The sequence below is a fragment of the Streptomyces nodosus genome, from assembly GCF_008704995.1.
GTDB lineage: Bacteria > Actinomycetota > Actinomycetes > Streptomycetales > Streptomycetaceae > Streptomyces > Streptomyces nodosus.
Genome location: NZ_CP023747.1, coordinates 873604 through 891923, shown reverse-complemented (window position 1 = coordinate 891923; position 18320 = coordinate 873604). Strand labels below are relative to the sequence as shown.

Sequence of the window (18320 nt, the reverse complement as noted above, 5' to 3'; positions counted from 1 at the left end):
CCCGCGGCTTCCGGGGCCTGCGAGCCAGGCAGCCGTTCGGATCAACCCGTCGGGCGGGCGGCTCCGGAGCGGGTCAAGATGATCGCGAACGATGCGGAACAGAACTGCTCCGGAGGTGGAAATCGGATGTCGCTGCTGTCCGGGGTACGTCTGCCGTTGCCGACACCGCTGACCGAGGGACTGGCCGGCGAGGTGGCCGCCGGCGCGCGGGGCATCGTGGACTCGGCCACCGCACTGCTGCGTGGCGAACGTCGGGAGGTGTGGTCCCGCCCGGGCCGCTGCCACATCGAGGTGCGAGGGGTGCGCGGCCCCCGCGGGACGGAGGTCGGCCGCACCGTCGAACGCGCACTTGAGGAGCATCCGGGTGTGCTGTGGGCGCGGGTGAACGCTCCCGCGGAGCGTGTCGTCGTGGAGCTGGCCTCCCCGCCACCACCGCAGCGGGAGCTGCTCCGGATCGTCGCCCGCGCGGAGTCCCACGGGGCCACCGCCACCGACGAACCGGGCATGTCCGGCCCCTGGTGCCCCGAGCCGCACCATCCGAGCCAGGGGCTGCGCCGGCGGACGGCCCTTCCGGCCCTGATGGCGGACATCGGCGGACTGCTGCTCACCGTGGGCACGCGTCTGTCGCCGTGGACGCCCCTGCCCGCCGAGGCGGGCGCGCTGGCCACGGCGGTCCAATACCATCCGGGGCTGCGCAACATCGTGCTGACCGGCCTTGCCGGTCCCGCGCGCCCGGCGTCGATGGTGCCGGTGCTCAATGCCTTCGTCCAGGGCGTGGCCACCCGCGGTGGCGGACTGGTCCTCGATGTCACCCAGCGCCTCGCCCAGTGGCGGGAGACCGGCGCGGCCCTCCAGACATGGGCGGAGGCGGAGCCGCGACTGGTGCGGGGGCCGCAGGACGCGGAGGCCGAACCGATCGTGGTGGAACGCCCCAAGGGGCACCGGGACGTGGCGACGCGCTACGCCGAACGGGCCATGGGGACCGGCGCCGCGATCGGCGCCCTGACCACCCCGTACGCCGGGCCGCGGCGGGCGCTCGCGGTGGCGCTGTCCAGCATGCCGAAGGCACCGGAGGCCGGACGGGAGGGCTTCGCTACCAGCCTCGGCCGGTTTCTCGCGCTGCGCGGGGTCGTCGTCATGGACAACAGCGCACTGCGCCGCCTCGGCCAGGTGGACACCGTGCTGCTGGACGAGGGGGTGCTGCGCAGCGGCCGGCACGAACTGGCCGAGGTGACACTGCTCGGCGGCGCCGAGTCCGACCAGGTCGCCGACCGGCTCTTCGGCCTGTTCGACCCGGCCGCGCCCTGGCAGGTGCGGCGCGACGACGACGGCTGGGCACTCGGCCCGCTGGAGAACCTGGACGTGACCGGCCGCACCGGACGGGGGGCCGCCGAGCGGCTGCGGCGCCGGGGCGGCGAACGGGTGCTGGGCCTGGCCTTCCGGCGGCGCCTGGTGGCCGTGGCCGGCGTGGTGGCGCAGACCCTCCCGGGCGCGCAGGCCCTCGCGGCGGCGGCCCGCCGTTCCGGGATCCGGGTGGTGCTCGCCAGCGACCAGCCCTATCCGGAGCTCGGCTTCGTCGACGCGATGGTGCCCGCGGGCGGCCATCTGGTGGCGTCGGTACGCGCCTTGCAGGCGGACGGCGCGGTGGTGCTGCTGGTGTCGGGGAACCGCCGTGCGCTGGGGGCCTCCGACTGCGGCATCGGGGTCCACCGGGAGGGGGAACCGCCCGCCTGGGGCGCCCATCTGCTGGTCGGCACGGACCTGGACTCGGTCGCACTGATCCTGACCGGGGTCGGCGTGGCCCGTCAGGTCGACCGCGACAGCGCGGTGCTCTCCGCGAGCGGCAGCGGGATCGGCGCGGTCGCGGCGATGCGGGCACCCGCGGGCGAGGCATGCTCCCGCGGACAGGCCGCCTGCAACACCGCCGGCGGGATCGCCTTCGGCCTGGGGGTCTGGCGCGCCCGGCAGCTCTACTCACGCCCCGTCACCCCGTCCGTGGAGACCGTGCCCTGGCATCTGATGCCCCCCGAGCGGGTGCTGGACCGGCTGCGCTCCGGACCGGAGGGCCTCTCCTCCGAAGAGGCCGCGGCGCGCGCCCGAGGAGCCTCGCCGACGGGCGTGCTGCCCCGCACCACCCTGCCCTCCGCGTTCGTCGAGGAACTCGCCAATCCGCTGACACCGGTGCTGGCCGGAGGGGCGGCGCTGGCCGCCGCCGTGGGCTCCCGTGCGGACGCCGTGCTGGTCGCCTCCATCACGGCCACCTCGGCGCTGGTCGGCGGCTTCCAACGGGTGCGGACCGAGCGCGCCCTCGCCGAGCTGACCGCCCGCTCCGCAGTCGGCGCACGGGTACGGCGCGGGGGCCGCGAGCGGCTGGTCACCGCCGAGGACCTGGTGCCCGGCGATGTCGTCCTGCTGCGGCCCGAGGACGTGGTGCCCGCCGACTGCCGGCTGCTGGAGGCCGAGGGACTGGAGACCGACGAGTCCTCGCTGACCGGGGAGTCCCTGCCGGTGGCCAAGGACCCGGCCCCCGTGGTCGCCTCCCATCTCACCGACCGCCGCTCGATGCTCTACGAGGGCACCACCGTCTCCACCGGCGAAGCGGTCGCCGTGGTCGTGGCCACCGGAGCGGCGACCGAGGTCGGGCGCACCATGGCCACCGCGCGGGAGGCGGCACCGGTGACCGGCGTCGAGGCGCGGCTGTCGTCGCTGACCCGGGCCAGCCTGCCGGTGGCGACGGCCTCCGCGGCCGCGGTCGCCGGGGCCGGTCTGCTGCACGGGCGCCCGCTCGCCGAGAGCCTGGCCTCGGCGGTCAACCTGGCGGTCGCCTCGGTACCCGAAGGTCTGCCGTTCCTGGTCAACGCGGCCCAACTGGCCTCCGCCCGTCGCCTGGCCGAACACGGCGCGCTGGTGCGCAATCCCCGCACCATCGAGGCGCTGGGCCGGGCCGATGTGCTCTGCTTCGACAAGACCGGCACCCTCACCGAGGGCGACCTCCGGCTCGTCGCCGTCAGCGACGGGGACCGCACCGATCCCGTCGACCGGCTCGGACTGCCGCACAAGGCGGTCCTGGCCGCCGCGCTACGGGCCACGCCCGCCGCCCGGCAGTCCGAACCGATGGCCCATCAGACCGACCGCGCCGTGGACGCGGGCGCGCGGCAGGCGCGGGTGTTCGTGACCCGCGGTGCGCCCCGCTGGCGACGCACCGACACCCTGCCCTTCGACTCCTCCCGCGCCTACCACGCCACCACGGGCCGCTCCGCGGGCGCCACCCTGCTGAGCGTCAAGGGAGCCCCCGAGGTCGTGCTGGCCCGCTGCCGGAGCAGACGGGTGAACGGGACGGACATCGCGCTCGACGACGCCGGCCGTCAGATCCTCACCGCGGCCACCGAGGAACTGGCGGGCGCCGGCCGCCGGGTGCTCGCGGTGGCCGAACGGCCCATGCGGCCGGACGAGGAGCTGTCCGGCGACGCGGTGCGCGACCTGGTCTTCAGCGGATTCGTCGTCCTCGCCGACCCGGTGCGCCCGGGAGCGGCACCCGCCACCGCCCGGCTGCGCGCGGCCGGGGTGCACACGGTGCTGCTCACCGGGGACCACGCGGCGACCGCCGAGGCCATCGCCGCCTCCGTCACCGGTGACCCCGAACAGACCGTGTGCACCGGGCCGGAGCTGGACGAACTCGACGACGACGCACTGGACGCCCTGCTTCCGAAGGTGGACGTCATCGCCCGGTGCACCCCCCACCACAAGGTCCGGATCGTCAAGGCGTACCGGCGTCTCGGGCGGGTCGTGGCGATGACCGGCGACGGCGCCAACGACGCCCCCGCCATCCGGCTCGCCGACGTCGGCATCGCCCTGGGACGCCGCGGCACCCCCGCGGCCACCGCCGCGGCCGATCTGGTCATCGGTGACGACCGCCTGGAGACGATCGTCACCGCCCTGACCGAGGGCCGGGCGATGTGGACCTCGGTGCGTACCGCGCTGGCCATCCTGATTGGCGGCAACCTCGGTGAGGTCACCTTCAGCGTGCTGGCCTCCGCGCTGGCCGGCAGCTCACCGCTGAGCGCCCGCCAGATCATGCTGGTCAACCTGCTCACCGACCTCGCCCCCGCACTGTCCATCGCCGTCCGCACCCCGGCCGAGAGCACCGGGGAACACCTGCTGGAGGAAGGCCCCCACCAGTCGCTGGGCACCGCGCTCACCCAGGAGATGCTCCAGCGCGGTCTGACCACCGCGCTCGGTGCGGGACTGGCCTGGACGGCCGCCCGCTTCACCGGCACTCGACGCCGAGCCGGTACGGTGGCGCTGGCCGCCGTGGTCGGCACCCAGCTCGCCCAGACGCTCACCAGCGGCGGCACCGGCCGCCAGGTGCTCCTCTCCACCGTCGGCTCGGCCGTGGTGCTGGCCGGGATCATCCAGACCCCGGGCATCAGCCAGTTCTTCGGATCCACCCCGCTCGGCCCCGTCGCCTGGGGTATCGCGCTGGCCGCCATCGCCACCGCGACCCTGCTCCACTCGGCGCTGGAGCCGCTCTCCTGCCGTCTGGCGAGCACCGGCTGGTTGTCCGCCGCCACCGAGCAGGCGGACGGAACCGGGAAAGCCGGGGAGGCCGACTCGCCGTCCTCGGCCGCGGGCGTGCTCGCCGCGCTCCCCACCGGCTGGCTCAGCGGGACGCTGTCCCGGCTCGGCATCCTGCGCCCCGACTTCGACCTGCTGGCACCTTCCTGACGGTGGCCGGGACTGCGGCTTCCGCCCTGCCCGGACAGCACAGTTCCGGCGAGGGCGCGAAGCCGGAGCAGCCGTTGGGGTGATCATATGCGTGCACAGCCATGAGCGGCGGCTCGTCCTGAGACCATCACAAGCAGTCCGGTGAGCGCCGGTCGCGGGCTGGGCCGTTCCTGGGCCCTGCCTCTCCGGATCGACCTGTGCCTCGCCGATCCCCCCCCCACGCCCACGAGGAGTCCACCGCCATGCGCACGCGCTTTCTCATCCTTCTGGCGGCCCTGGCCGCCGTGCTGCTGACCTCGGCCCCCGCCGCCCGCGCCGGCATGGACGGCGCGAACGCCACCTACCGCGCGTACGGCTTCGACGCCGCGCCCCCTCCCCGGTGACGGTGCGAGGGGGCGCGGCGGCCGTCCGCCGTACGAGCCGCCGGTCCGGATCAGGCCGCGCGGGTGAAGACCGGGAGATAGCCGCGGGACTGCCCGAGCGCCGTGGGGTGGTACGACTCGGTGAGGGCCAGCACGGTGACGCTGTGCAGCCACGGGGCGGCGGAGCAGATCTCGTGCCCGGAGAAGGCCGGCCTGACGTCGGCGAAGGTGAACCCGTGGTCGGCGGCGCGCTTGGCGGTCACCGTGTTGAGGTGGTCCACCGTGTTGTTGATCGCGGACCGGGAACTGTCCGGGAGGCCGGACGTACAGCCGCCGGGACGCTTGTACAGGTGCGGATAGCCGAGAACCACCACATGGGCGGCCGGGGCCTTCCTCCTGATGGTCCGGTAGAGACGGTCCAGGTCGCCCGGGAGGGTCCGGTCCATGTAGGAGCGTGCCCCGGCGGTCGCGGACACACAGGCGCCGGCGCCGCGCAGCACACAGGTCGTCATGACCCCGGAGAAGCCGGAGTCGCTGCCGCCGACGGTGATGCTGACCAGGCCGGTGCGCCGGTTGAGCGGGCCGAGCTGGTCGGCCAGGACATCGCTGGTGCGTGCGCCGTTGCACGCGGTGAAGCTGAACGAGGAACGCGTATGGGCCGCGGCCCACAGGGCGGGATAGGACCTGCTGCTGCGCCGGCAGCTGCCGGCGGACGAGAGGTAGCCGCCGGCTCCGACCCCGGAGGAGTAGGAGTCGCCGAGGGCCACATAGCCGGTGGCGGCCTCCTGCGGTACCGCGTGCGCGAGGGCGGAACCGGTGAAGGTGCAGGCGGCGGCGAGGAGGAGCGAGGACACACGTGCCGCGATTCGGGGCTGTCTCATAGACCTCGCTTACCATGGCCCGTCCGCCCGCGACGGCATGGCGCTGCCCCCGCGCCCGGCCGTGTTGAGGGATGTCCGGGGACGTGCCCGCCACCGGAGCGCCCCGCAGGAGAGGGCCATGTGCCCCGCGCCCAGGGGGCCCTGGCGGTGCGTCGGCTTCCCGCGGATGTCACCCGGACAGCCGTCACTCCTCCGGCGGCACTCACGAGGAGCCTCGGTGGGTACCGAGGGAAGGGACCTGTGCGGGAAGGGACCTGCGGTTCCCCCGACATCCGGGCGGCTTCAAATCACGTGCCACGGGGTCACCGGACGGCTTATCCTCGACCCATGAACGTCACAGGCCGAAGCACCACCGCGACCGCGCGAGCGACCAGCTCGCCGGTTGCCGCCGCCTGACGTACGTCCTGCTTCCACCGGCGACCGGAAACGGCCCGCCGGTGGTTCCCTGGCGTTCCCGCCCCGGATCCGATGACCGTGTGGACTGCTTTCCGGTGCCTCCCCGCTGAGCCCGCGAAGGAGCCACCCCATGAACACCGAGCAAACCGTCCGCACCTTCATCGAATACTTCGAGGAGCGCGGCCACCGCCGGATCACCGGCTCGACCCTGCTGCCCCCACCCGGCGACCCGGTGCTGTTCACCACCTCGGGCATGCACCCGCTGACCCCTCATCTGGAGGGGCGTCCCCATCCGCTGGGCAGACGGCTGGTCAATGTACAGCGCTGTCTGCGCACCACGGACCTCGACGAGGTCGGCGACCGCACCCATCTGACCGTCTTCGAGATGCTCGGCACATGGTCGCTCGGCGACTACGAGGGCCCGCAGAGCCTCGACTGGGGCTACGGACTGCTCACCGACGGGTTCGGCATCGATCCGGGCCTGCTCCATGCCACCGTCTTCGGCGGGGACGAACAGGTCGGCCCGGACACCGGCTCGCTGGAGCTGTGGCAGGACCGCGGGGTGCCGGTCGAGCTCACCGTCGACGACAACTGGTGGTCCAACGGACCGACCGGCCCGTGCGGTCCGGACTCGGAGATCTTTCTGTGGACCGGCGAGACCCCGCCGCAGTCCACGCCCACGCGGGACGACCGCTGGGTGGAGGTGTGGAACCACGTGATGATGCGCCACCGGCGGCTCGACGACGGCACCCTCGTCCCGCTCCCGCAGCGCAACATCGACACCGGACTCGGGCTGGAGCGGCTGTCCTCACTGCTGCAGGGCCGGTCGTCGGTCTTCGAGTGCGATGTCTTCGACCCCTGGCGCCGGCTCGTCCCGACCCTGTGGCAGCTGGACGAACCGTCGCTGCGCCTGGTCTGCGACCACCTGCGCTCGGCCGTCGTCGTCATCGGCGACGGCGTGCGACCGTCCAACACCGGCCGCGGCTATGTGCTGCGCCGCCTGGTGCGCCGGGTGCTGACCGTGCTCCGCCGGGACGACCAGCAGCGCGGACTCGGCGACCTGCCCGACGAACTGGTGCGGCACACCCTGGACCACTTCCGCCAGGACATGGATCCGGACCTGGTGCGCCAGGTGCTGCTCGACGAGGAGCGCCGCTTCGGCCGCCTCCTGGAGCGCGGCCGGCTGGTGCTGTCCCGCCCCCGGTTCCGCGGCCCGCTCAGCGAGGAGGACTTCCACTACCTCCATGACACCCACGGTCTGCCGCGCGATCTCGTCCTGAGCCTGAGGCCGCCGCGGTGACGGCTGCTACAGGTCGAACTCCAGGTGCTCGATGTCCGTGAACCGGACTTCTTCCAGGGCGCCGGCGCGGCGGCCGCCGTCCTGGAAGTAGACCTCCTTGAGCGCTTCGGCCGCGATCTCCCGCAGTCGCTGCTCGGGGGCGCCCTGCTGCTGGGCGTCGAAGAGACGGGCGGCGTACTGCGGCGGCAACGCCACCGTGAGGTGCCGGAGCCGGGCCTCGTCGGTCGATCCGATCGGCGCGGTGTAACCGATGCGGGCGCGGGTGTCGATGACGATGCCGTCGGTGGTGGCCGCCTTCCGGCGGGCCTTGGCGCGGATCTGCGGCTGCCATCGCTTCTTCACCTCGCGCTCCAGGCGGGCGGCGAGGTCCGGGCGGGGCTTCGTGATCTGGTCCTTCACATACCGTTCGACGGTGCGCTGGGAGATCCGCAGCATCTGGGCGACGGCCTTGGTGCTCTTGAGCTGCTTGACCAGGTAGCGCATCTGCGCGGGCGCGCTCTTGGGCGCCGGGCGGGTGAAGGCCTTCTGCACCGCGGCGTCCAGGCCGTCGTCGAACAGGCTCATCGCCCTCCCCTACTCTCCGTTGTCGACGTCGGTGACGGTGCCGTCCTTGATGTAGCGGGCGAGGTTGAGCTCCGGGGCGTCGAACCGCTCGCGGACCTCTTCGCCCCACAGGACGGTCTGGGTGCCCTCGTGCTTGACCAGGCCCGGGTTGACGCCGAGTTTGAAGCCGCCGGGCAGCGGCTTTCCGTCCCGGTAGGGCAGGAAGTCCAGCGGCGATGTCCCGTCAGCCGCGTACACGACGCAGTCGGACAGGATCGCGACCGGATACCGCCCGGTGAATGCCGCATGCTTGACGATCTTCCGGTGCAGGTTGATCCGGGTGCGGGAGATGACCGCCGCGCGGATGTCCGGCCGCCAGGTCGGCCGGGACAGCGCCCGCCACGGCTCGCCCGGCCTCCAGCCCTCGCCCCGGGGCCGCTCGCGCAGCTTGCCCAGGCCGCCCTTGACCGTCGCCTTGATCGCCGAGGCGACGATCGCCAGCTGAGGGTCGCGCTCCTTGTAGCCGTCCATCGCCGCCAGGAAGCCGGCCGGCGACAGGTCCGCGTCCACGCCGAGGTCGGCCATCGTGGCGAGGTAGGCGTCACGGAGCCGGTTGTACCAGCCGTCCAGGTAGCGGCCGTTCTCGTGGCGCACCCACGCCTCGACCGGCCGCACCGCGTAGCCCAGCTCCACCGCGTACGCCACGGTCGGCGTCGCGTACCAGGCCGGGCCGTCGGGGCGCTCGCCCTTCGGTGTGAACGGGCTGGGCAGCAGACCGGCGTCCAGGTCCGCCCACCGGTCCTTGCCGACCTTCACCCGGGACAGATCGACATGGGACAGGTCGACCAGCCATGAGCCGGGCAGCTTCGCATCGAACACCGGCGCCTTGACATGCGTCGGCGCACCGAGGCCGACGACCAGACCGTTGGCGCCGGCGGCGAAGGCCATGTTCACATCGATGCCGACCAGGTGCCGCAGCATGCACTCGGCGTCCGTCATCGGCCGCGCCCAGTCGTACGCCTCCTCGAACAGCTTCTCCGCCGGGCCGCGCACGTGGAACCGCGGCAGATCCTTGAGCAGCGGGTGCCCGTCCGGGGCCTCGCACGGCGCGCAGTCCACCGGGTCCTTGCCCAGTGAGCCGGGGTTGTGCTCGGAGTGCCGACGTCCTTCGGCGTCGGGCTCGGAGGCGCGGGTCGGCGGATGCAGCGCGGTCATCAGCTCCAGGCCGGTCACCGCGGTCGACCCGCGCGGCGTCATCACCCTGGACGCGTACACGCCCAGCAGTCGGGCAAGTTCGGCTGGCGGGAGCTGCCCGGCCTCGCCCCAGTGCCGGGAGTCCAGTGCGTGCCACGACGGGATGCACAGCTGCACGCAGGCCCGCTCCGAACCCGTGGCGGGGCGGTAGATCCGCGCCCACGGCCCGAACCCACGCTTCGTCAGCTTCCAGTCGGCACGCGCCAGTTGCTTGACGACCTTGTGGCCCTCCGGGATCCGCCCGGCGAGCCGCTCCTCGTCCGTCAGGGCGACCGGCAGTCCGTAGCGCTCCAACGCGGCCTCGGTCAGGACGAGCAGCGGGTCGGCGTCCTTGCCGGGACCGGACAGCTTCGGCTGACCGAGCCTCGCCTCGCGCAGCGTCCAGTCCACCAGGGCCGGGACGGACTTGGCGGGCACGTCCAGGACCAGGCCGCCGGGGCAGTACGCCAGCATCTGCCCGTCCGTGTCGACATCGACGACCGCGAGCGGCCCGTTCTCGAAGCGCGGATCGGTGCCGCCCGGGGCCGCCTTCGGAGCACTCGGGCGACGCGATGTCGCCGTACCTCTGACGGCCCGCGCCGAACGCGGCGCGGGCTGCTCGGCAGGGGTAACGGGAGCGGGGGCGGTCCGGGTGTTCTCGTGTGTAGCCGTAGCCGCAGCTTCGGAGGCCGGGTCTGTGGGCAGGGCGGCGGTCTCGGTCGGAGCCGGCGGCCGGGCGGTGATCGTGTCCGGCGTCGTCTCAGCGGCCGTCTCAGCCGCCGACTCCGACGTCGTCGGGGGTGCCGGATAGAGCTCCGCGAGCTGCTTGAGCAGTCGCGCGTACGCCTCACGCTCCGGGCCGCGCGGCTCGGTCCGGGTCTTGCTGGACTCCCAGCCGGACACCGTGGCCCTCCGCACCTTCAGCGCGGTGGCCACCTCGTCCAGCGTCAGGCCGTGCGCCTGACGCAGCCGCTTGCGCTCCGGCGCCGAGGGCAGGGGAGCGCGGGACGAGACCAGCGCATCGACCGCGTCGAACAGCTCGGACATGAAGCACCTCCCGGCCGACACCATACTCGGTGAACCGTACGGATCGCGCACTTCCACCGTACGGGCCGCGTACGAAACGTGCAGGTCAGGTGGGGTTCAGGGGGTGATGCCGGGGTCCGCGCACAGACGTCGGGCCGTGCGGGCGAAGGCGGCGACCTCGGGGCGCCGCATGTGCTGGGGCCAGGCGACGGCCAGTGTCGTCGCAGGCAGGTCCAGCACCGCGACGGCGGCTACTTCCTGCGGGAGGCGGCCGACCACGGCCGAGCCCACGACGGTGACAAGCCGGCCGAGCGCCACGCGGTCGAGGATCTCGTCCAGGCCCACCGGCGGACACTGCTCCCGGTAGGTGGAGTCCTGGCGGAGCTCGATGGTGGTCACCGCCTGGCGACGGGCCAGCGGGTGGCCCCCGGGGAGCAGGGCGACCGGGTGCTCCTTCCCCACTTCGACGGTGCACAGGCCCGTCAGGTCGTCGCTGTCGAGGCAGACCAGCGCGACATCGGCCGAGCCGTCACGCAAGGCACCCACCTGGTCGTGGGTGAAGGTGAATTCGGGTGCGATGCCGTCATGGGACCTCACCAGCTGTGTGAGCAGTCCGGAGCCGCCGCCGGGGCGGACCGCCACGACGAGCCGGGTGGGGCCGGCCGCCTGCTGTGTGCGGTGGACGGCGGCGTCCAGCTGCTGGAGCAGTCGGCGGCACTCGTCGAGGAACGCACCGCCGGCCGGGGTGAGTTCCACCCGTCGGGAGCTGCGCTCGAAGAGGCGAACTCCCATGCGGCGTTCCAGCCGGGCGATGGCCCTGGACAGGGGTGGCTGGGCGATGCCCAGGCGTTCCGCCGCGCGGCTGAAGTGCAGCTCCTCGGCCACGGCGACGACGTACTCGAGCTCGCGGGTTTCCAGCCGATCCATACCTTCAGGGTATCGCTGCATGCCGGAAGCATCATGGCTCCTTCCCCAGGCCTGCTGGTCCACTGGGAACCGCAGCGGGGGTGTCCCACAGCCTCGAGGGTGCGACATCCCGCGCAGGAGACCGAAGCAGACGACGATGGGGAGCTATGCGATGAGCAGCGACGAGCGTCAGGTCCAAGAGATCCTGGCCCACTATGTCCGCGCGGCGGACCAGCGGAACGGCAAGGCCCAGGGGTCCTTGTTCACCGACGACGCGACCGTGCAGATCTACGCCAAGGGCGGATCCGGCGGCTATCGGCCCGTCGGCGAGCCGCTGGTCGGCGGCCCTGCGGTGCGGTACGCCACCGAGAACTTCATGGCACCGCACCCGGAAGGAGGGGCGAGTCACCACACGACCAGCGATCATCTCATCGAGGTGGACGGCGACCGTGCCCACATCAACGCCCAGTTCATCGTCTTCCGGATCCGGGCCGCCGCCCGGCCCGCCGATGGTTGGCCGGAGGGGACCTTCGGTGCTCAGGGCACCGTGACGCCCATCGAATCCGGGTACTACGACACCGACCTGCGGCACATCGACGGTGTCTGGAAGATCGTGCACCACCGCGTGCTGCTGGACATGCCGCTGGTCCTCCCCGGGGCGTGACGACGGCGTACCCGGCGCCATGCCGGCCTGGGCCGAGGGGTTCATCGGTCGTCGGCCGTAGGCCTTCCGCCTCATGCGCGCCGTGAGCCCACTGGCTAAGAGGTCGCGCGGATAGGTGGGGTGGAGGAAGGAGCGGGGCCGGGTGCGTGCAGCTGCAAGGCGGAGGATTGAGGCATGGCGGAGCCATGGTGATTGACGACAACGCCGCAGATGTGCGTGCCCGGCCCGGCGACGCCGCCCCATCTATCCGCGCGACCTCAAAGGTCGGCGCTCATGCAGAGCACGGGGATCGTTCGCCGCCCGGCGGCGGAGCGCAGGCGCGACACTCTGGAACGGCTCGTCACCGAGCGGGACATATGGGTGTCGACAGCGCATCCTGATCATGGGCCGCACCAGGTGCCGCTGTGGTTCCTGTGGGACGGGCGAGCGGTGTGGATGTGCACCGGCGCCACGTCCGCGACCGCGCGGAACATCCGCGAGGAGCCGCGCGTGCGCCTGGCGCTGCCGGACACCTTCGATGTGGTGCTTCTCCAGGGTGAGGCGGAGTGGTTCCTGGACCGGGATGTGCCCGCGGACGCGGCGGAGGCGTTCGCCGCCAGGTTCGGGTGGGACCCGCGCGCGGAGGAGGGTTCCTTCTTGTATGTGCGTGTGGTGCCGAAGAGTGTGCGCGCCTGGCGTGGCGAGCCGGAACTGCGCGGCAGGGTCATCATGCGCGACGGGACGTGGCTGGACGAGTGGCCGTCAGGGCCGTGACGGTGCCCGCGGACCTTCCGGCGTGCCGTGCGCTGCTATAGTAGATCTTGAGCTGGTCGCCACAACTCCCGGTGTTCAGCAACGCGTTGGTGGTCCAAGGAAAGACGTCCCGCTTCCTGCGGGGAGATGCAGGTGCAAGGCCTGCCCGGCGCTCGAACAGGTGGCCCGCCCCGATCCGGGGCGGGCCACCTTGCGTGTGCGCCCGTCGCGGCGCCGAGGCCGAAGCGCGGGATGTCCGGTCCTCGCCGCGTCCGAGGGCGCCGGGTCACCGGGCGGAGGCCGCGGACACTGCGGTCCGGGCGGTGCGCTCCACCAGTGAGATGCCGTCGTTCATCGAGGTGTTGCCGTCCGAGAGGACCGCCACCAGATAACGGTGTCCGTTCATCGTGACCTGTCCGATGCTGTTGATGTCCCACAGCCCGGTCGCCGTCCGCTCCAGCCAGCCGTTCTTCAGCGCCCATCCGGAGCCGGCCGCCGAGACGCCCCAGGACTGGTCGTCGGCGATATGGGTCATCAGCGTCCGGATGGCGGAGCGGGAGGTCTTGTCCAGTGCCGTGGGGCCGGGGCCGAACACCGCGCGCAGCAGCCGGATCTGGTCGCTCGCCGTCGTCCGGGTCAGCCCCCACAGAAAGCCGGGGCCGCCCTTGGTCGACGTCAGTCCCAGCCGCTTGTTCGCCGCCTCCAGTCCCGGAGCCAGGCCGATCTGCCGCCACAGGGCGTTCGCCGCGGCGTTGTCGCTGTGCTCGATCATCGCCCGGGCGAGGGTCCCCTGGGTCGCGTCCAGAGGCCGTCCCGCGTCCTGCGCCTGGAGCAGCAGCGCCGCGAGGATGTCGACCTTGATGATGCTCGCGGTGTCATAGGGGGTGTCGTCCCCGTACAGCGTGGGCCGGAGGCCGGTGCCGTCCAGGTCGAGCACCGCGGCCGTGACCCTGGCCTTGTTCAGCGGTACCACCGGGGCGGCGGAGCCGGGCGGGACGGCGGCGTCCCGGGACGCCGCCGTGACCGCGGCCGCCGGGATCGCGGGGAGCGGGCCGGAGGACACCAGCGCCGTCGCCGATGCCAGCAGCACCCCGGCACCGGCCAGGGCGAACCGGCGCCGGCGCCCTGTCGCGGACTTTGTCGGGGTCTTCGCGTGGGGCAGGGGGAAGGAGCGGTACGGCATGGAAGAGCAGGCCCTCGGCAATTCATGGGTAAGCGGGCAGTGGCTTGCGAAGGTAGACAAACCGCCCGGATTTCGGAGTGACCGCCGTCACTGAGGGCGCTTTCCCGGCCGGATTGTGTGCAAGCCCACAGGTCCGGAAGGTGACTGCCGCCACAAGGAGTCGTCGGTGCCGCGGGGTGGCGGGCCTCCGGGTCCGGAACGGGGGTGGTGGGGTGCTCCGGATGGTCGCCGGGGAGGCAGTCGCGGTACAAAGGACACATGCCAGGGCGTACAGGGCGGATCGGGCTCCCGTCGGGAGCCTTTCTCTCGGGTGGCAAGGCCCCACGTCGTCGGCGCGGAGGCCTGCGGTCGATCGTGAGTGTCCGGAGTGTCGTCGGACAAATGTTCGTATTGCAGCTTGTGGTCGTCCTGCTGCTGGCGGCCGTGGCGGGCATTCTGCTGGTGCTGGCGGTGCAGCGCGAGGGCGCGCGTGCGGCCACCCAGCGGTCACTCGCCGTCGCCGAGGGGTTCGCCCACGCCCCCGGGATCGTCAAGGCGCTGGAGGGCCGTGATCCCGCCACGGTGCTGGGGCCGGAGGAGGCGGCGGCCCGGCACGGCTCGGGGGTCGACTTCCTCACCGCGGTGAACCGCCAGGCACTCCGCTCCCCGCTCACCCTGCCGGGCCGGGCCGACCATCTGCTCCCCCTGCTGGCCGGGCGCACGGTGACCGAACGGGCCGCGGGTTCCCACGGCTCCCAGTACCGGGCCTTCGTGCCCGTCGAGAACGCCAGGGGCACCGTCGTCGGCGCCGTCAGCGCCGGCGTCACGGAGAAGAGCACCTACGGCATCGCCGCCCGGGGACTCCCGGACGTGCTGGGCATCACCGCCGGAGCCGTCGCCGTCACCACCGCGGGCGCGGCACTGGTCAGCAGAAGGCTGCTGCGGCAGACCCACGGCCTGGGCCCGGACGAGATCACCCGCCTCTACGAGCACCATGACGCGGTGCTGCACGCGGTGCGGGAGGGCGTCGTCATCATCGACGCGAGCCATCGCCTGCTGCTGGTCAACGACGAGGCGCAGCGGCTGCTCGAACTGCCTTCCACCGCCCGGGGACGCCCGGTGGACGAGCTCCGCCTGGCGCCGCCGATCGCCGAGCTGCTGGCCTCCGGCCGGGAGGCCGTCGACGAGCTGCACCTGGCGGGGAGCCGGGTGCTGGCCGTCAACCAGCGGCCCCTCGACCGGTACGGGCTCCCCGCGGGAAGCGTCGCGACGCTACGCGACTCCACCGAGCTCCAGACGCTCTCCGGCAAGGCCGAGGCGGCCAGGGAGCGCCTGAGCGTGCTGTACGACGCCAGTGTGTCCATCGGGACCACCCTCGATGTGACCCGGACCGCCCAGGAACTGGCGGAGGTGGCGGTTCCGCCGTTCGCCGACTGTGTCACCGTCGACCTCGCCGAAGCCGTGATCCTCGGCGACGAGCCGGGAGACACGGACACCCGGATGCTCCGCATCGCCACGGCCACCGCCACCGCCACCGCCGGGGTCCGCGAGGAGCCGACGGGGCGGACGCCCGAGTCGGTCGGCTTCCTCCCCGACACCCCGGAGGCCCGGAGCCTGGCCACGGGGCGTGCCGTCCTGGAGCCCGATCTGCGCAACGCCCACGGGTGGCGCGCCACGGCCCCCGAATGCGGCCGGCGTGCCCTCGACCGGGGACTCCACTCCCTGATCACCGCCCCCCTGTGCGCCCGCGGGACCGTGCTGGGAGTGGCGAGTTTCTACCGCCTGGAGAGCCACAAACCGTACGAGGACGACGATCTGGAGCTGGCCGAGGAACTGGCCGGCCGCGCCGCGGTGTGCATCGACAACGCCCGCCGTTACACCCGGGAACACGCGCTGGCGGTGACCCTGCAGCGCAGTCTGCTGCCGCGCGGTCTGCCCGAGCAGAACGGCCTCGACGTCGGCTACCGCTATCTGCCCGCGCAGAAGGGCGTCGGCGGGGACTGGTTCGATGTGATCCCCCTGCCGGGCGCGCGGGTCGCGCTGGTGGTGGGGGACGTGGTGGGGCAGGGCCTGCACGCCGCGGCCACCATGGGCCGGCTGCGCACGGCGGTCCGCAACTTCTCCTCCCTGGACCTCCCGCCCGACGAGCTCCTGGCCCGGCTCGACGAACTCACCTACGGCGACGAGGACGAGGAGACGGCGGACCTCCCCGGCGGGATGGTCGGGGCCAGCTGTCTGTACGCCGTCTACGACCCCGTCGAACGGCGCTGCACCCTGGCCAGGGCCGGCCATCTCCCTCCGGCGCTGGTCCTCCCCGACCGCACGGTGGAGTACCTCGAACTGCCGGCCGGCCCCCTGCTCGGGGTGGGAGGGCTGCCCTTCGAGTCCATGGACAGGGACATACCGGAGGGCAGCGAGATCGTGCTCTACACCGATGGACTGGTCGAGCACCGCGAAGGGGACCTCGACGACCGCCTCGGTCTGCTCGCCGGCGCTCTGAGCCGTGCCGACGGGGAGCCGGACGAGGTCTGCGGGGCCGTCCTCGACGCCCTGCTGCCCGAGAACCCGCATGACGACATCGCCCTGCTGGTGGCCCGCACCCGTGTGGTGCCGGAGGACCGGATCGCGCGCTGGGACGTGCCCCGCGATCCCGCGGCCGTGGGACGGATACGCACCGCCGTCGCGGACCGGCTCGACGTCTGGGGCCTGCCGGAGGACATCGGTTTTGTCACCGAACTCGTGCTCAGCGAACTGATCACCAACGCGCTGCGCCATGCGGAGGGCCCGATCGGCGTCCGGCTGGTGCTCGACCGCAAACTGATCTGCGAGGTGTCCGACGGCAGCAGCACCGCGCCGCATCTGCGGTACGCCGAGGCCACGGACGAGGGCGGCCGCGGGCTCTTCCTCGTCGCCCAGCTCGCCGAACGCTGGGGCACCCGCTACACCCCTCAGGGCAAGGTGATCTGGTCCGAGCAGCCCGTCCCCGGTCCCGCGCAGGGCCGGGCGGACCGGTGAGGAGCCCGCGCGGTCACTCCTCGGCCGTGGCGGTGCCCGCCGAGGAGGAGGCCTCCTGAGGATGGATGCCGGGACGGGGCGTATGGACGCGCTGGATCGCGATCAGGGCCACATCGTCCCCGAGTCGTCCGCCGGTGTGGGACAGCAGATCGCGCTGGATGTGCTGGAGCAGCGTCCGGGGGGTGCTGTCGGCCCATTGGACGGTCCGTTCCGTGAACGGATAGAAGTCACCGTGCCGGTCCCGCGCCTCGATGACACCGTCGGTGTAGAGCAGCAGGGTGGCATCGGAGTCGAAGGGCACCACATCGACCGAGTAGGCGTCGGGGCCGGTCATGCCGACGCCGAGCGGGGGAGCGGGGGTGAGGGCCGGCTGGGTCACGGTCCGGTCCGCATGGAGCACCAGGGGCGCCAGATGACCGCAACTGGTCATCCGGACCACCGGCTCGTCGTCGGGGATCTCCAGGAGAAGAGCGGTGACGAACCGCTCTCCGGCCTCTTCGTCGGGCTCGAAGTCGGTGAGATAGCGGGCGACGCTCTGCTCCAGGGCGGCGGCCAGCGGTGGCAGGGTGACATGCTGATGCGCGGCTTCACGGAAGGCGCCGAGCACCAGGGCCGCCTCGCCGATGGCGGGCAGCCCCTTGCCCCGCACGTCGCCGATCAGCACCCGGACCCCTTCCTCGGTCCGGGCCGCGGCGTACAGATCGCCGCCGATCTCGGCCTCGTCCTCGGCGGCCAGATAGAGCGAGGCGAGGTGCAGCGAGCCGAGGCGGGCCGGCAGCGGCCACAGCAGCACATGCTGAGCGGCCTCGGCGACCGACCGGACCTGGGCCAGCTGGCGGCCGCGCCGCTCGCTCACCACGCACATCACGACGATCAGCAGGATGAGAAGGGTGAGGGCGATGAGCTGCACCGCGATGTCGCGTGTGGCCAGCAGGCCGGAATGCCAGCCGATGACGGCCTCGGCGGCCAGCGCGAGGACGCCGACGCCCGCCGTGGTCCAGGGCCCCTCGAACCAGGCGGTGAGCGCGGGCGCGATCACCAGCAGGGGGCCGAGGACGATGTCGGACGGGGACAGGAGGTCCGCCGTCATGATCACGACGACCAGCCCGACCGCGATCAGCAGAATCGTGTGCCCCGACCGCAACGGCCGCAGGAGCTTCCTGAAGCGTGGTTGCCAGGAGTGCATATCTTCCACATTGCACCGCTGAGAGCGGGCCCGCGAGCACGGGAATGCGGCCGCGGTGGTGCCGCCGCGGCGGTCGAGGCACCGGCCGTACGACCCGGCCCCGCCCGAGGGCGGGGATGCGTTCCTCCGGGAGTGCCGCCGGGGCGCGCGCACCCTTGTCGCGCGCCCCGGCGGCTGATTGGGTACCGG

The 18320-nt window shown here is 72.8% G+C and carries 12 protein-coding genes; 6 read left to right on the top strand and 6 right to left on the bottom strand.

Features of this window, described 5'->3' with window-relative positions; translation table 11 throughout:
* Window positions 1-126: 126 nt before the first annotated feature.
* Together CP978_RS36065 and CP978_RS34765 are read left to right on the top strand one after the other, a co-directional pair.
* The gene (locus CP978_RS36065; protein WP_052454006.1) at window positions 127-4725 is read left to right on the top strand and encodes a cation-translocating P-type ATPase; all 4599 of its coding nucleotides are present in this window, start codon (window positions 127-129) and stop codon (window positions 4723-4725) included.
* 242 nt (window positions 4726-4967) lie between these two features.
* Window positions 4968-5108 (top strand): hypothetical protein, encoded by a 141-nt coding sequence (locus tag CP978_RS34765; protein ID WP_158508319.1) that lies wholly within the window; start codon window positions 4968-4970, stop codon window positions 5106-5108.
* 50 nt (window positions 5109-5158) lie between these two features.
* On the opposite strand, the gene CP978_RS03980 is transcribed toward CP978_RS34765, so the two are convergent.
* Window positions 5159-5968, bottom strand: coding sequence for an SGNH/GDSL hydrolase family protein (locus tag CP978_RS03980; RefSeq protein WP_174498605.1), 810 nt, complete (start codon window positions 5966-5968; stop codon window positions 5159-5161).
* A 526-nt stretch (window positions 5969-6494) separates the two neighbouring features.
* Here CP978_RS03980 and CP978_RS03975 point away from each other — a divergent pair.
* The gene (locus tag CP978_RS03975) at window positions 6495-7664 is read left to right on the top strand and encodes an alanine--tRNA ligase-related protein (protein ID WP_043437545.1); all 1170 of its coding nucleotides are present in this window, start codon (window positions 6495-6497) and stop codon (window positions 7662-7664) included.
* 6 nt (window positions 7665-7670) lie between these two features.
* Here CP978_RS03975 and tpg read toward each other — a convergent pair whose 3' ends face one another.
* The 3 genes from tpg to CP978_RS03960 form a co-directional block, all read right to left on the bottom strand.
* Window positions 7671-8228 (bottom strand): telomere-protecting terminal protein Tpg, encoded by a 558-nt coding sequence (gene tpg / locus CP978_RS03970; protein ID WP_043437544.1) that lies wholly within the window; start codon window positions 8226-8228, stop codon window positions 7671-7673.
* Window positions 8229-8237: 9 nt separating this feature from the next.
* On the bottom strand, window positions 8238-10487 hold the full coding sequence (tap, locus tag CP978_RS03965) for a telomere-associated protein Tap (protein WP_043437542.1): 2250 nt from the start codon (window positions 10485-10487) through the stop codon (window positions 8238-8240).
* A 96-nt stretch (window positions 10488-10583) separates the two neighbouring features.
* Window positions 10584-11393 (bottom strand): LysR family transcriptional regulator, encoded by an 810-nt coding sequence (locus tag CP978_RS03960; RefSeq protein WP_043437541.1) that lies wholly within the window; start codon window positions 11391-11393, stop codon window positions 10584-10586.
* A gap of 151 nt (window positions 11394-11544) precedes the next feature.
* On the opposite strand from CP978_RS03960, the gene CP978_RS34760 reads away from it, so the two are divergent.
* Complete coding sequence (locus CP978_RS34760; RefSeq protein WP_043437539.1) at window positions 11545-12036, top strand: nuclear transport factor 2 family protein; 492 nt, start codon at window positions 11545-11547, stop codon at window positions 12034-12036.
* A 273-nt stretch (window positions 12037-12309) separates the two neighbouring features.
* Window positions 12310-12789, top strand: coding sequence for a pyridoxamine 5'-phosphate oxidase family protein (locus tag CP978_RS03945; protein ID WP_043437538.1), 480 nt, complete (start codon window positions 12310-12312; stop codon window positions 12787-12789).
* A 265-nt stretch (window positions 12790-13054) separates the two neighbouring features.
* Here CP978_RS03945 and CP978_RS03940 read toward each other — a convergent pair whose 3' ends face one another.
* Window positions 13055-13951, bottom strand: a complete 897-nt coding sequence (locus CP978_RS03940) for a serine hydrolase (RefSeq protein ID WP_052454005.1) — start codon at window positions 13949-13951, stop codon at window positions 13055-13057.
* Between the two features lie 381 nt (window positions 13952-14332).
* Between CP978_RS03940 and CP978_RS03935 the strand changes: the two genes are divergently transcribed.
* The gene (locus CP978_RS03935) at window positions 14333-16945 is read left to right on the top strand and encodes a SpoIIE family protein phosphatase (RefSeq protein WP_052454004.1); all 2613 of its coding nucleotides are present in this window, start codon (window positions 14333-14335) and stop codon (window positions 16943-16945) included.
* Window positions 16946-16958: 13 nt separating this feature from the next.
* Here CP978_RS03935 and CP978_RS03930 read toward each other — a convergent pair whose 3' ends face one another.
* Window positions 16959-18131 carry a PP2C family protein-serine/threonine phosphatase gene (locus tag CP978_RS03930; RefSeq protein ID WP_079161993.1) on the bottom strand — a complete coding sequence of 391 codons (1173 nt, stop codon included), beginning with the start codon at window positions 18129-18131 and terminating at the stop codon, window positions 16959-16961.
* Window positions 18132-18320: the final 189 nt, after the last annotated feature.

What these genes read in the sequence shown, in the direction of transcription:
- CP978_RS36065 (WP_052454006.1), top strand. Translation starts at nt 127, where the DNA reads ATGTCGCTGCTGTCCGGGGTACGTCTGCCGTTGCCGACACCGCTGACC.
- CP978_RS34765 (WP_158508319.1), top strand. Translation starts at nt 4,968, where the DNA reads ATGCGCACGCGCTTTCTCATCCTTCTGGCGGCCCTGGCCGCCGTGCTG.
- CP978_RS03980 (WP_174498605.1), bottom strand. Translation starts at nt 5,968, where the DNA reads ATGAGACAGCCCCGAATCGCGGCACGTGTGTCCTCGCTCCTCCTCGCC.
- CP978_RS03975 (WP_043437545.1), top strand. Translation starts at nt 6,495, where the DNA reads ATGAACACCGAGCAAACCGTCCGCACCTTCATCGAATACTTCGAGGAG.
- tpg (WP_043437544.1), bottom strand. Translation starts at nt 8,228, where the DNA reads ATGAGCCTGTTCGACGACGGCCTGGACGCCGCGGTGCAGAAGGCCTTC.
- tap (WP_043437542.1), bottom strand. Translation starts at nt 10,487, where the DNA reads ATGTCCGAGCTGTTCGACGCGGTCGATGCGCTGGTCTCGTCCCGCGCT.
- CP978_RS03960 (WP_043437541.1), bottom strand. Translation starts at nt 11,393, where the DNA reads ATGGATCGGCTGGAAACCCGCGAGCTCGAGTACGTCGTCGCCGTGGCC.
- CP978_RS34760 (WP_043437539.1), top strand. Translation starts at nt 11,545, where the DNA reads ATGAGCAGCGACGAGCGTCAGGTCCAAGAGATCCTGGCCCACTATGTC.
- CP978_RS03945 (WP_043437538.1), top strand. Translation starts at nt 12,310, where the DNA reads ATGCAGAGCACGGGGATCGTTCGCCGCCCGGCGGCGGAGCGCAGGCGC.
- CP978_RS03940 (WP_052454005.1), bottom strand. Translation starts at nt 13,951, where the DNA reads ATGCCGTACCGCTCCTTCCCCCTGCCCCACGCGAAGACCCCGACAAAG.
- CP978_RS03935 (WP_052454004.1), top strand. Translation starts at nt 14,333, where the DNA reads ATGTTCGTATTGCAGCTTGTGGTCGTCCTGCTGCTGGCGGCCGTGGCG.
- CP978_RS03930 (WP_079161993.1), bottom strand. Translation starts at nt 18,131, where the DNA reads ATGCACTCCTGGCAACCACGCTTCAGGAAGCTCCTGCGGCCGTTGCGG.